The organism is Paenibacillus sp. BSR1-1 (genome assembly GCF_030403775.1).
Classification (GTDB): domain Bacteria; phylum Bacillota; class Bacilli; order Bacillales; family Cytobacillaceae; genus Neobacillus.
This window is the reverse complement of record NZ_JAQMWQ010000002.1, coordinates 423,267-438,139: the sequence shown is the minus strand read 5'-3', so window position 1 is coordinate 438,139 and position 14,873 is coordinate 423,267. Positions and strand designations below refer to the sequence as shown.

Genomic DNA, 14,873 nt, shown 5'->3' with positions numbered 1-14,873 from the left:
TTAACCTCCCAAACCTATCGTTTCTTTATGTCTTTCTAGTTGAAATGCTGAGAGAAGACTCTCATCTAGCAATCTGCCTGCCAATAGATCAGCTACTAGTTTCCCTGTAATCGGACTTAATAAAATCCCATTTCGAAAATGCCCTGAGGCAACAAACAGTCCCTTCCAGTGGGGATGCTCACCAAGGTAAGGAAGTCCATCGGCAGTTTGCGGCCGAATTCCCGACCACACCCGCTCCCATGCTGCCTCCTTGATCTCGGGAACAAGTTGAGAAGCTCTTTCTATTAATGTAGCAATTCCTTCTGGCGTTACCTTGTTATCAAAGGTATGTTCAACCATGGTAGCCCCAATATAAATTTCCCCATTTCGTTTTGGGACCAAGTAGCAGCGTTTATCGGAAAAAATCGTCGTGTTGATGATCGGTTTATCCGTTTTTATCGAAAAGCATTCCCCTTTAACAGGGTAAACACTAATATCCAGCCCAGATTCACGCATTAATTTCGCCGCCCAAGCCCCAGTTGCTATGACCACTTGCTCGCTATGTATGATGCCTTGGGTAGTTTTAACCCCTTTCACCTGTCCATTTTCAAAAATAAACGAAAGGACTTCCGTGTTTTCGCGTATTTCCGCACCAAAATAGACAGCCGCTTTGGCAAACGCTTCGGTTAACTTTGTTGGCTGCACATGTCCATCGTTAGGGAGATACATCGCTCCGACTACATTTGGCGAAAGGGATGGTTCCATTTCTTGTAATTCCTTTGCATCCAGCCATTTAATCGCTGGATCCCATTTCCTTTGGAAGGCGACCTGCATTTTTACTTCGTTTGCTATTGCTTCGGTCTCAGCAATTTTGAACATCCCTTTATTCACATATTCGATATCGATTCCTGAGTATTCATATAACTCACTTGTGATTGCAGGAAACATCGCCTGACTTTTTAAAGCCAACTGGAATAAAGGTCCGTCTTGTTCAATCTCCGCTTGTGCTGCCAGCATTCCGGCGGCCGCACTTGACGCTTGGCAAGCCAATTGATCTTTCTCAATGATGATTACTTTTCTTCCCATTTTGGATAGTTGATAGGCAATGGAGGTCCCGTTAATTCCTCCACCAATGATGGCAACATCAAAAGAATTTTCCACTTTATCCCTCCTCTAATGCATGAATGTAAGCTTTTACAGCGGATAACGGATCGGGCGCTTCTAAAACTCCTGACATGACTGCAATCCCCTTTGCCCCAGCCTGAAGTACTTGCCCCGTATTTTCGGGTGTTATGCCGCCAATGGCAATCACTGGAATGTCCAGTTTGGTTATCCTAGATAATTCCTCTAGTCCTTTAGGTCTCATTCCTGGCTTTGATTGGGATGGGAAAACATGGCCGTATAAGACATAATCAGCACCGTTCTCTTTTGCTTTTTCTCCTTCCTCATAGGAGTGGATGGAACTCCCTATCACAAGTTGAGGAAAATTTTCTTTTACAAGGTTTGCCTCTAAACTATGAAAGGCTAATTGAACTCCCCTGACCCTTGTTACGAAGGCAACATCGACCCGATCATTAATCATGATCTTAGATAGGGGTATGTTTTTCTTTGTTAAAAGTTCAACTGCTTGATAAAGGTCCCTTGCTGATCTTTGTTTCTCTCGTAAGTGAATCGCGGTTACATATGGGTGAATATCCATTACCATTTCACATAATTGCTCGATCGGCATTTTTCCATTGGAGATAATATGAAACTCTTTACCATTAATACTAGTGAAAATACAAGTCCCCCCTTTAAGAAGATTCCAGTTATCTAAGAAATAAAGTGAAAAACAAAAAACCACTTCCAAATGGTAAGGAAGTGGTCGAAAATTTGAATAGAAACGATGGTTCATCAAATATCCAGTTTCCACTTCCCTACGCTGGTATTACCCAGATCAGGTTCATAGAGTCCCGAAGTAACACTTCAATCTCAGCCCTTTAAAAAGGCACCTCTAGCGGAATTGCTTAAAATATTCATTTGTCATGTTAACCTATAAGGATAATGTTACCACTTCTATTAGAAAAGATAAATAACTTTTTTATACTAGCTTAGCAAACTTCCCTGTAACCAGGCGCGAGGACGATAGGTTCCAACCGGGATTTTAATCAAGCTGGTTTTCCCTTTCGAATTGATCCTGTAAAGTTCATCACATTGGTTCACATTGAAACCCAGCAATGGATGGCCCCCCATCCCTAAGGCACCCGACATCAAGAGCAGCCGCTGCACGAGAATGCCCGCCTCCATTTGTTGAATACGATATCCTCTATACCCCAACTCATCTTTGTTGTAATCCTTGTTTCCCACGACATGCATACATAACGGAACTTGAAACAGATTCACATTGGGCATTGTTAATCCAAAATGTAAAAGCTGCCGGTAATCACCTTGATTAATTCTCCGCAGTGCATGAGTACTATTTTCATAGGAGTAGGTACCATTTGGAACGCCTTCGACGTTATAAAAACTGCCATACAGTGAAAAACGAGTCCCTATCTGTCCTTCTGTTTCATCAAGGTCATTTTGATACGAGAAGGAAAATGTCTCTTTTAACAAAGTCGAAAGTTGAATTTGGCTTACATTTCTCAAAACAAAATCGCTATCAGGTGAACGGCGCTCCCTGCAAATAGATGTGAAATTGTACGATAAGCGTTCTGTTAAGGGCAAAAATAACATCTCAGTACTTAACAAAAGCGTTTCACTTTTATGTTTCATGATTTTCACAAATGACTCAGTCGTTTCTATCCTCGATGCCTCAGTAAGTTTTCTCAGCATCGGATAATCAAGGACTCGCTTTGATCGGTTATAATATACATGTTTCAACATGGGAATTTCCCTGCATAATTCAGCCGCAGAAACAATATCTCGATTATTCTCATTGTCAACATAATGGATAGGCTGCTGTAGGGCTAATGGAATAACCGCATATACACTTTCTTCCTTTTCAGATAATCCCAGTAAATGATTGATGGCCGGATCAAGAAATTGATAGCAGACGCGAGAGGAAAACCCCATCTGATCGGCCGCTTCCAACGTTTGCCCTATTAACACTCCTGCATCTAACCCTTGGAGCCTATAAGAAAAGTTATTGTATTTATAGAAATTTTTCCAAAACATCGTTGAGACAAAAACGGTGCAAAAACTGCTTGAAATATCATAACCGTTACCAAGACTTCTAGATAAGTAGGAGTCGTAGTTTCCTTCTCGCAGCAAAACAAGGCGGTGATGGGCCGCATCGTAATGGTAAATTCCATTTGGAGCTCCCTCTAGATTTACATAAACATATAATTCACTGGGATACAACGCTCCTCCGGAGGGAACAAATCTCCTTTTTGATTGGGCAAACATGACATCATTTTCAACCGTTCCAACGTTTATTGCGGTTTGTGAATATTGTGTCAGGCCATATACATACCATAAGAAATGGCCAAACTCCTCCAGACTTGGTTTTTGCTGGGAATCTCCTCGCTTGAGGGATAAAGGTTTTTTTGTGTTGAGAGGAATCACTGGTAAGCCGCGATACAGTTTATAGGGCAGGGGTCCATCTTCCCAGTCCACCTGCCAATCAGGCGGAAAGACTTTTTCCTGGTCAAAATGCAAATTGTGTAGAAATGTATCGAGCTCCAAACTTAAACCTCCTACTCTTCAATTATGGAAATGGATGAGGATATGGATTTAGTTGTTCGTATGATAACGGTGTCTTCTTAAATCCTAGCTCCATCGGTACTTTGAGTACCCTCTCCAGCCCTTTCACACGGGTAAGGTGATGACCAAACGTCATTGGTAACATTCCTGGAATTAAAACCTTTACACAGAATAATCCGTTCCGTTCTATCACTGGTGTTGTTTGATTAACCACTATGACTTCTAGGTTTAAGCGGCGGAATCTGTTTAAAATATCCAATAGATCATCCTTCAAATCAGAATTGGCTGGAGGCTGCTTGAATTCCTCAGCAAACGTACGTAATGGACGCTTATCATCTAATATAAAATCCAGCCGTTCTTCCGCTTCAGGAAGACCGTACAGCAGTCCATGATCCTCCATCGTACGTACTGCGAACGGATCGTGCAGCATATCTACATATTTCTGCCGGTTTATTTCCAATTTTTCGTCTTGTTTACCCATCATTCCTGCAAGCTCGTAAATCGTGCTTTTTACGGCTCTTACAGGATCAGGGTTTGCTCCGGCTGCACAAATCAGGTTTAGCCCCTTGGATGTTCTGTTTTTTGCTGCTGCCCATACGCTTGGAATTCCATGCTCCATCGTCGAATTGTAAAAATGAAGATCATATCCTGTCACTTCATGTACTCGGTCGACCATCAGCCGTAATTCCTTATCGTCGGCAGAATGAAGGTCAAGGCGCGGCAGAGGAAGTTTAGCATACCAGGTTAACAAGAAGGAATCCCGCTCAACGACTTCCATGATCCCATGGAAAATCGCTTCCTCTAAACTTCCCCCTAATGCACATCCATTAGAGGTTTCATAAACAAAACACTCCCCAAAACCCAAACTGTAATAGGCTAGTAACTCCGGTACCAAAATAGGACGCTCTTGTAAGAACGAATAGCCCCAGACCCAATTCATCGGGGTATCTGGATGAAAGGCTTTAAACGGAAAACGAGGCTTTTTATAATGTTCTTTTTCATGTAAACCTACTGTTGCTGGATTTAATGCTATTTTTTCTAAATTGTGATAGCTATCACGAACGATCTTTCTTTTTCCTCGCGGCTCAATCCCGCAATATCGTTCCAAGCCTTCCAAAATAGCAGTCAGCTCGCTCATTTCATAAGAATTAGACCTTCCCGCTACTCCCTCATCCCCTTCAAACAGCGGCATGTTTATTAATACATCCGCGAACGGCAGCGAGAAATCCTGCATTTTACCATTCATCACCCCACTGCGATAATCGAGGTAATCCTTGACGAGGAACGGTTTCAATTCCTCCATCGAACGTGTGCGATAACCCATACCATTTATTTTAGGACTGGATTCCAACTTGATTTGAGCCAACTCCGGTGTGTCATCCGGTAATGGACTGCAGATGGGGCATAATGGATCTGGCAAGAATGGATGGAGAGAGTTCGTTAACGTCCTCAGGTTCGTAATGAAAACTCTTTCTTCCAAATGGCTGGGTTCCCCTTGAAAAACTTTTTGTACTTCGCTGCATATCAACGCGGCGATTTGCGCTAGACCCGTTCGTGATGCCCAAGCATCCCTTATTCCACCTTCTCCTCTAACCCTGCTCATCTGAAATCCCCACATCTCACGGCGATCGGGTCCAGCTATTACGCGCCTGATGTCAGCACAACGCGAACATCCCGGTCTATCGGGACGTACGATTGGACCGATGATCCCCTCCCCAAAGGAAATAAATCCTCGAAGCCACGGTATTCCTGTTTCCCTGAATCTTTCTTCCGCATTCTTATGATCCAAAGGATTCCAGGCATCGTTTAGGACAATCGCGAATTCTATGTCTTCAGGGATTTCTTCTAATTGGCTTTGACGCTTAACGTGATAGCTGAGGGACAATTGATCAGAGACAAAATCCGCTAATAATCCCTGTCCCTCAATAAGAATCTGGGCAGCCATCAGGATTCCCCCTCTCGCACCTGTACACCATACACTCCTGCCAAACCTTGTTTTAAAAAAGGTTCGAACGCAAGATCATAGATAAATAGCTGTTTGTTCCTTCTGTTCAACACCTGTAAAGAAGATTGCAATAACTCCAATTTTGTTATTTCTGCACATGAGGGGATCTCGAGCTTAAATTTCTTTTCTTTCAGAAAAACAGCTGACTCCATTTCCCTATCGGCAACATTCAACTCGTTTTGCGCATCCAACAGCGCCTGTTGTAAGGAATACCGTAACGCCAATGCCGTATTTAAACCTGCCCTTGTGTACCAACGGCCATTTGATCGTACCCCGATGACAGGGAATCCTAGAATATCCTCTTTCAAGCCGATTGTCGGTGCACCATTTAAGGTAGTCAAGGCATTTAAATATAATCGGCACTGTTGATCTTCTATCGAACCCAGTGGAATTTGATAAATCGTGCTGTTATGATTGGCCTTTCTTTGTCTCAATTCTTCATCAATATAGGCCTGAAGACCTCGACAAACTGCCTCTTCGATTGTTTCTCCCGCACCTACGCCCATGAATCGATTGTGAATATTCACACTATTTTTCCGATCTGTGAGTTCCTTTATCATTTGTGAGACATACATTTCTATACCTGTAAGTCCTGCTTCCCTTCTTGCTTCTTCATGGGTTAATCCAGAGCAGATCACCTCCGGCAGGAGAGTTGCCGGTCCTTCTGAAACTGGATTAACGGCTTGAACATAGCACTGTGATAGAGGAAGCTGTTTCAGGTCTCGTTCTTCCCAGATATGGAAGATACCTGTTTCTACAGAAGTTAATAGATTGAAATATTCCAAGAGGTTATGATTTGGATCCTTTTCACTCTCTTCTTGCTCTAAACCTACATCGAGATCTTCCAGTAGTCGAGGCGAAACATCATAATTCGCAACCAATGGATGGGGGATAAATGAAATCCAGTCTCCTTCCAGTGTTTCAAGATTAAGATTGTAAAATTGGGTACTCTGATTGGAGTCTGCTATGTCTACAGCCTTTTTAAAAAATTCAAATACCATGACATGGGCAAGAATCGCTCCGGCTGTTCCCGAAGAAGATGGCTGCTGTCGGTCTAACTGCAAGAAAGATTGATGGATTCGGCGCCATGCGGATTCCCAGCATCCCTCTGATTCAGGATGAACCACTGGACCAGCAAGCCCCACTTGATCTAAGCAGATGGCCGGTACAAATACCTTCCGCTCCTCTTTGCACACCCTATTTAGCTCCCTAAGCTCTTTTTCATTTCCATCTTGAGAGATATATAAGATCCAATCATAGGGCTTTACTGCTTCTTGCCAAAAATTCCCGCCATCAGAGTGATATGGTATTTGTTCCACCATCACCTCAGAGTCATCGTTGCGGGCATTTTGAACGAGTTCATGAATCCGTACCTCATTTGCAGGTACCGAATCCGTCATCATGAAATGGAATTTCGGAAGCCCAGATTCAAGCAGGGCATCTGCCAATGAAACCAAAAAGGATCCAGAGCCAACAGCCAAAACTTTAGACTGTCGGTACTGTTGAAAACGGTACGGACCGGAATCTACAAAATTCTCGATAAATTCAATTTGTGAACCATATTTTTCGAGAATGCTGCTATTTAATTGGTGGGGATGATCTTGGCTTACATCTCGAACAAAACCATTCTTGTACAATGTTTCTCCAATCTCATATACCCTGTTACGATATGGGGGAGTTAATCCTTCTGTTATGTGTTCTAATGATTGCTCCCCGTTGAACATTGGCATCAGTTTTTCAATCCATTGATAGATGGTACCGCCTTCCAAACGGAATGAACTTTGATTATTTCTAAAATACACACCACCTTGTGGATCAGGTAAATAAAAGGTATCCCTTTTCACCTTTAGACGTGAATATGTGTTTAGCTCTGACATTCAGCTCCTCCTTCGTTCAAACTATTCGTAGATATGCACTATCAGTTTATGTACTTTTATTTGTCCAATATGAGTAAATAAAGCCAACTTGCCGATTGGCAAGCACTTATTTTGAAGAGTCGGACTTGTGGTTCGCTAAAAAAGAAATGCCCCTGTTTCAGAGGCATTTTTTTCAATAATTTTTTTCTACCACCAGAAACCGAAACAGCTAAAACCAATACCAAAACAGCTAAAACCAATACCAAAACAACTAAAACCAAAGCAGCTGCCAAAGCCACCACAACGGCCAAAGCCACCGCAACGGCCAAACCCACCGCACATAAAGCCACCGCAACGACCAAAGCCGCCGCAACGACCAAAGCCACCACAGCCACCACAACGCCTGTCGGCAAATAATAAGCTAGGATCTTGAGTATAATCCATAGGAACTAACTGACCCACTTGGTAAGGATCCATCCCTAACGATTGAAGATCATTTTGGAAATTCTGCATTTTTTCCTCCCCTTTGCTATTTATAATCAGGTTATCCACCTGTAAAGAGACTTGAATTTTTTTAGTGAACCCATGTAGGCTCCTTCTCGTACTCTCTTAAACAAATTATGATTCTTTTTAGGTCCTTGTTACTGATGTAAAAGCCTATTTCATTATCGGAAAATGTTTCTTCATTACAGTAAGCACTGATCACTGATTAAAAAAGGACCCAAACCAAATTGGTTGAGATATTTTGAACGCCAAACATTCCGTTTTTGAGGACTAAAGCGAACGAGCACCTTTATGATAGGTTGATTTGTTACTTTAAATTACTAAAAATCAGCACTTGTCCACTCCATTTTAATAATCTGACATATATTATTATTGCCACCGCCAAAGACATAGATATTTACCTCCAAAGAGACGTTTGCCCGTATTGCAGACGTCTCTTTACTTTTAAAGAAAACACTGATTTTTTTTGTCACTATGATGTTTGTCCAATCGCTACATCTCTAAAAAAATATATATATATGGAAAAGGTTTTCTCTTTAGAAAAATAAAGGGTGGTGATAAATATGTTTGGATTCGGATGCGGCGGTTATGGCTACGGAGGTTATGGCTACGGAGGTTTCTTTGGCAACAGCTTTGTTTTAATCGTAGTATTGTTCATACTTCTTATCATTGTAGGAGCGTCCTTCATCTAATAGATGGGGCAGGGTAAGTCGTTTGGAATATGAAAAAGACTCCAGTTGGAGTCTTTTTTATTTGGACGGTTCTTCTGGTCTGCACGAACATATTTTGAGCCATGAGAACCGTCCCTGTGGAATCTTTTACATCCCAACCTCTTCAGCAGCATACAACTCAAATGGATTAGCCGTATCTGATTGTCTAGCTAATTTTTCAACGATGAGACGATAACCCCTGCCGTATTCATCTTCCCGGTTTAAGAGTTGTTGTTTCAGCAGGTTGGCGTAAGGGATTTCTCCCAGATGGGTCATCATGTGTACTTCGACCCATGAGGCAAATCCTTCAATCTCTTCATGCGTTAGCTTTTCCACCTCTAAATTTTCAAACTGCCAAATATGTGTCAATTCATGGGCTAAAGTAGCGAGCGTATAGATTTTTGGGGACCCATTTTCTACAAATACTTTAAGCTTTCCATGAACATCCATGCTTGCTTTCCCGGTTAAACGAGGCTGCCCCGCTTCCGGAATAAAAGGTAAGCCGCTTATCTTGTGGATCTCGGCTGCACTTACCACTGACAGCTCTATATCTGCTGGCAAAGGTACTAAAAATAATTCAGTGAATAATTGACGAACTTGGTTATAGAGTGGCTCAACCTGTAAAACATCGTCAATGGCTGTCTCATTACAGGTAAAACATCTTTGCCTGCCATCATCGAGTTGATGAATTTGAGTGGAAGAAAACACATTTCCACAGAACACACATTGAGTAACGCCGCCGCTCATTTTTAGGTTGTCACGATCTTGTAACCGTCCGAGATATTCTGTTCGTACTTCCCGCAGTTTTTTCCTTGTTAACAGCTCATCGATCATTAAATAGGTTTCACGTAAGGCAAGTTCGGTTGGATACCTGTCATAACCAAAATGAAGGTAATGACTAGTCCCGTTACTCTCATTTGATAACCAATACAAATAGTCATTTAGAATATCAAAGATATGTTCCCAATTATTGCGAATCGCATCTAAAATTCCAAGGTGGACAGGAGAATCCTCTATCATATATATGATAATCTGCCCTTCGTCTTCCGTCTCACCATCCATCCGGAAGGAAGGTGTAATCAGTTGTAACTTTTTAGATATGGTGTCTGTCTCATCAAAAAATGAACCATCTAATTGGGTACAAACCTTCACAAAATGATGTGTTTCCGGAAATAAAGACAAAAACAACTCATTCAATAATAATGTGAGCGTAAATTTAATTTGAGCCGGGTTTTGAATCGTTCCCTCTTTTGAACGAATCACCATTCTAAGTAGATGGCCGTTCTCGTACTGCCTTATTATCTCTTCATCTTGATGGAAGGAATGAACCTTCATCGATTTTAGATTCAACATTTGACTTAATTCCACATAACCGCATGTGTAAACTCTGACATCCGCCTGCATCTCTCGAAGGCTGACCTCCACCCGGTCAAATGAAATGGTTTTATTCTCAGGGCAGCCTGCATCTATCAACTTACGTATTTGATATTCCATTCTAGGCCGGTAATATTTCTGCTCAAAAAGCGGTTCAAAGCTGACTTCCACGACTCCTTGCTCCAGATCGACCTTTTGGATTTTGTAGAGTTCCCCATTAAACGAATGAAATTGGCCCGGCAGGTATTGTTGATAGAAATGCCCTTCAAAAATCTCCGAAATGCACTTGTTGTTATGCCTGATCTCAATAAAACGGAACCCTGTTGGTAAAATCTTTTCCTTAGCTGTATACGGAATCCGAAATTGAGTCTGCCTTATAAAATCCCTTTTCGTGCGGTCAAACTTTACTAACTCTCTAGATTCGATATTCAATCGGTAGGCCAATTTAGGACCAAAAGCGATCGAGAATAACTCGTGAACACCTTCTACTACCGAGCGGTAGGAATATATTTTCGCCTTACTTAAGTAGTTCTTTATTTCTTCTTCGTTCAGGTAAAAATGACATAATCGCTCTAAAAGGTAAAAGGCAAGGCTCCAAACTGATTGGGATAAGCGTGGAGCCAATGGAGCAATGGTCCTATTGGTGCTCATATAAAATTCTAACTGGTCTGCTAAATAATCCCGAATTAAATAAGGCGGGGATACGATATGGACAAAGGAGGCCATTTTACCGGCACCTTTCCACATATTCAACCGATCGACTAAATTATAGTGATGGTCTCGAATGAGTAGAAAGGAGAAATCATCACTAGGAATGGAAAGATTTCGATCATGGATTCTCATCCTTTTTGAAAAATGATCCAACGTATCTAAATCAAATCCAAGCTCAAATAACGCCGACTTCGCATCCATGATTTCCTGTATGCTTTCTTTCACAGTGGTCTTCCGCTGATGGATGAAGTGAACGGGTTCAATATTTGCCTTTATAGCTGGCAAAGATAATACCACTTCCGCTTCTAATTGCCGGTGCGACATCTTCGGAAGGATGGTTTGCTGAAATATATGTTCTCCTTCTTTTTTCCAAACCATATAGAGTAAATTTTGACTTATGCTCGAGGAGGCGACGAGATCTCTTGGCTCGCATTGCAAGACCGTACGGATAACTTGCTCTAATCCTTCATACCACTCCGTTAAAATGATATACTGCGGTTTTTTGCCAATTAGCTCCCTTACATTCAAGTTAAACGAATGCAGAATGGTGGAATAGGCCGGAATCAGTTTTTCTCCCTGTAATAGCATAATGCCTTCCAATCTCTTTGTTTTTTCTAACTGGCTTAAGTATTGCAAGAATCGGTTCTCCTGCAAAATATCAGGTGAAACAACTAAGACATCGGAATTGAGGTTTTGCTCGAGGGCATCTAAAAAAGTGCTAACCTTCCAGACTTGATCTTTCCCGGCTACTTCGCTAATTCCATTCGTTACCCATTCCACCGCTTCCTTTGCAGCATTATGGCTATGGGCGATGAGTAAGATCTTCTTATTTTGCGTCAACAAATGGTACATTGCCGGAAAAAAATAGGAAGAGAAATCCTCGTAGATGACATCCTCAATCAACACATCATGTTCTTGGATGATTTCTAACATCATCCTCGTATAGCTCTCATCAATGATCAAGTTCCTTTTCTTTATTCCCTCACAAATGGTATTCATAATCAATTGATGCTCAGGATCAGACGAGAGATTTTCATAAGAAAAATGATTGGTTCGGTGAGGAAAAAGCTTATTTTCTTTTATAATTCCATCTGCCAATAAGCGGTCTCCCCATAATTCCTTGTATTGTTTAAATAACTCCTCATAGGAGGCAAGCCTTGTTGGGATGGCATCGTGCCCATCAATGAAGCCTTCACTATAAGCCGCCTTTCGCCCATTTAAGAACCAGGAAATCTCCATTAACAGAACAATGGAGATTATTGGATATTTTGGCAAATACTGAATCAACGATAAATGATATACACTGGCTATCATAAGGAGCACCAGTAAACCAATGGGAAAAATACTAGCATATTTGAAAAACCATGAAAGATACGTCCATTCTTTTTTCAAAAGGATCTGTCCCCGGCTTTTGATATACACCAGCGAAACAGTTCCCGGCGCAAATAGCTTCGTTTTTGTTCTATTTACGAGATCTTCCGGATAGAAGATTGCTTTGGCTTTTTTCGGAAGTGTATCGATCCAGCTTAGCCAGCGGTACTTCATCGGCTTTTGTTCCGGTTGTTGTACAGACAGCCTCCCCATCATTCTCCAGCACCATTTTACAAACAGAAATGCAAACAGAAACGATAGATTGAGTAGCAGCTGAATATAAGGTATTAAATTAGACATCTTTTCATCCAGGAATTTTTCAAAAAAACGAGTGAGACTATCATCGAATAGAAGTAAAGGTATGGAAGTGAATAGGGCTGCGGCCGGGAGCAAAAGTTGTTTATATCGCTGTTCCTGAGAATAATTCGCCGTATAAAGGAGGATGAAACTGATCACAAAGACGACTAGACTTCCTAACAATAAAGCGAGTAGGTTCATAGTTTATACACCTTATCCTCTTGGATCCGAATTTGATCAATTTCATTGAAATAGGTTGATTGATATTGTTCAATCGCACTGCCAAGGTATACTTCGATCCCATTTCTCCCAGCCTCCTGCAAGCCAGACTGCTGAAAGGGGGAATATATAGGATTCTCGTTTACACTCTTTTCCATTTTAATAGCCGGAACACTTCGATCTTTATTAACCGAGTCCTGTTCGATATTCATTTGCAGAATATGAAGCAGCCGGTTTGCCATATGTGCAAATTCTTCTAATTTAATAAGGTGATAGCGATGGAGCAGATTCTGTTCCTTCTTCTCTTCTGCAATGCTGGATACTTTTTCGTGATATTTTCGTAACGAAAAAAGCTTGAATAACTGTTTTAGGTAATGATTGTATTGATGCTGTGAATTCACTTGCATTTGATATATTTTTTCAATGTGCTCATAGGTTTGTTCTTGAAATTTCCAAATCGGTCGATGGGAAGTTCGTTTTGTCAAAATATACCCCAGGCAGATAACAGCAAGGATGACAACAAAGACGATCGCAAAATTTAATGTCCATCCTCTCTGAGATGCAGTGGCTGCCCACAGAGGCAGGAAAGGAAGGATTAAGATGAAAAAAATGAGTGCTCCCATCGTCTGGTACTGGCGCTGGCTAGGAATCAATTCTAGGAGAAAATGCATCTTCTTTTTCGCTCCTGGCACCTGATTTTTCCAGGTAGAAAGAGCTTCTGACGAAGAAGGCACTATGTCGATTACCTGTTGGTGCACAAGACTCATCTTTTCAACCAATTCCTGTTTATAATCATTGATTTCAATCCATTCTTCCTCTTCCAAAAATTCATTTTTCCTTTTTACTACATTCAATTTTTTAAGGGCTTCTCTTGATTTTCGAAGAAGTTCCCTTTCGCGATCTAGGAGGATGGTTTCTGCTTTATAAAGCTGATCCTGCCATTGGTCGAAGAAATGATACGTAATCCTTGGATGTTTCGAGAGTGGTGGATTGAAATCCCTATTCTTTTCAATCGCTGCCGCCGTATATGGGGCAAATTCATCATCCCGAAACCGATTAGTATGAAACTGATTTTGGAGTAATAGTTGATCCTTTATTTGTTTTTTCACTTTTACCAGATTAATATAATAATTTTTTAGTAATTTCTCTAAACGCTCCTCTTCTAACGTCACCTGGATCACACTCGCACTTCCCTTGTCCATCCTTTCAATAAGGGAGGGATGGTGACATATGGTCAGAAGGAAATAGGCGAGTTCCAAATACCCTTTCATTCTTTCCCGTTGAGAGCTTTGGTCGATTTCTTGACGAATTAAACGAATATCACCGATTTCACTTTGGATTCCCACATGAAATTTCAAACTGCTTGAAAGCTCTTTTGATGGCGAAAAGTTCGTTAACGATTGCGTCAAAGGGGGCGTCATCATTTGCTTCAGCTTATTCTTAAAATCTTCCAGCACAATCTCGAGCTGCCGAGAGGTCATCCAATAATCATGAGCCTGAACCTCTCCTAGATTCACCAAAAGCTCCTTTTTTCGAATGATCAACTGTTTAAGACAGCTTCTCACCCGGTCACATTTCTCTTTTAAAGCCAACATGAATTCATGATCTGGCTGGTCTAAAACAATATCTTGGAGCTGGATGGTGTCTCCCCATTCTTCATCCAGCTTGTTTATTTCCTGTTTCGTAAAGGCATTGCCCATTCCAAAAGCTAGTTGGTCTGATTCTAGACAGCCAAAATGATCCAGCTCCCAGCACCTTTTTAACTCTGCCTCGTTTGGAGCGTAATGAGAATTTCTTTTGATCATGTCAACTAAATGCAATAGGGTTTGAAGCGGATGAAAACCTTTGTCCTTTAAAGGGGAAAGTAGTTGTCTCCTTATTTCTGATAGCTGCGTCGTTAAACGTAAATGTCGATTTCGTTCATCATTTAGGTTCAAGAGAATAATCAACTGCCAATCCTTTATTCGAAGACGGTCTAAATGCTCAATCATTCTATCCACTAATGAGGAATAGAGACGTTCAGAGGAGGATTCCTCCTCCCAGTAAAAGATTACTTCGTTATGATTCTGCAGCTTATAAAAAAATGGCTCAACGAGATGCCAATCTTCATACTTTTTGCCGAAATGTATTACAATGGAGTGCATCAGAATCAGTCCTTTATCA

General features: G+C 41.3%; 8 protein-coding genes, 1 pseudogene and 1 riboswitch. Of the genes and pseudogenes, 1 reads left to right on the top strand and 8 read right to left on the bottom strand.

Annotated elements, in window-relative coordinates:
* From thiO to PH210_RS29710, 6 genes are all read right to left on the bottom strand, one after another.
* Positions 1-1,140, bottom strand: coding sequence for a glycine oxidase ThiO (thiO, locus tag PH210_RS05475; RefSeq protein ID WP_289983669.1), 1,140 nt, complete (start codon positions 1,138-1,140; stop codon positions 1-3).
* A gap of 1 nt (position 1,141) precedes the next feature.
* Positions 1,142-1,873, bottom strand: coding sequence for a thiazole tautomerase TenI (gene tenI, locus PH210_RS05470; protein ID WP_354669963.1), 732 nt, complete (start codon positions 1,871-1,873; stop codon positions 1,142-1,144).
* Between the two features lie 2 nt (positions 1,874-1,875).
* Positions 1,876-1,984, bottom strand: a riboswitch (TPP riboswitch).
* An 80-nt stretch (positions 1,985-2,064) separates the two neighbouring features.
* Positions 2,065-3,645, bottom strand: a complete 1,581-nt coding sequence (locus PH210_RS05465) for a SagB family peptide dehydrogenase (protein WP_289983667.1) — start codon at positions 3,643-3,645, stop codon at positions 2,065-2,067.
* 22 nt (positions 3,646-3,667) lie between these two features.
* A complete protein-coding gene (locus PH210_RS05460; RefSeq protein WP_289983665.1) occupies positions 3,668-5,608 on the bottom strand; it encodes a TOMM precursor leader peptide-binding protein in 1,941 nt (646 codons plus the stop codon).
* Positions 5,608-7,545 (bottom strand): putative thiazole-containing bacteriocin maturation protein, encoded by a 1,938-nt coding sequence (locus tag PH210_RS05455; RefSeq protein WP_289983664.1) that lies wholly within the window; start codon positions 7,543-7,545, stop codon positions 5,608-5,610. The genes PH210_RS05460 and PH210_RS05455 overlap by 1 nt, the downstream gene beginning before the upstream one ends.
* A 186-nt stretch (positions 7,546-7,731) precedes the next feature.
* Complete coding sequence (locus PH210_RS29710; RefSeq protein WP_354669962.1) at positions 7,732-8,001, bottom strand: hypothetical protein; 270 nt, start codon at positions 7,999-8,001, stop codon at positions 7,732-7,734.
* A gap of 650 nt (positions 8,002-8,651) precedes the next feature.
* Here PH210_RS29710 and PH210_RS29900 point away from each other — a divergent pair.
* Positions 8,652-8,720: pseudogene (locus PH210_RS29900) on the top strand (YjcZ family sporulation protein); the annotation flags it as partial.
* Between the two features lie 126 nt (positions 8,721-8,846).
* Here PH210_RS29900 and PH210_RS05440 read toward each other — a convergent pair.
* A complete protein-coding gene (locus PH210_RS05440) occupies positions 8,847-12,692 on the bottom strand; it encodes a hypothetical protein (protein ID WP_289983659.1) in 3,846 nt (1,281 codons plus the stop codon).
* Positions 12,689-14,854 (bottom strand): hypothetical protein, encoded by a 2,166-nt coding sequence (locus tag PH210_RS05435; protein WP_289983657.1) that lies wholly within the window; start codon positions 14,852-14,854, stop codon positions 12,689-12,691. Before PH210_RS05435 ends, PH210_RS05440 begins: the two co-directional genes overlap by 4 nt.
* Positions 14,855-14,873: the final 19 nt, after the last annotated feature.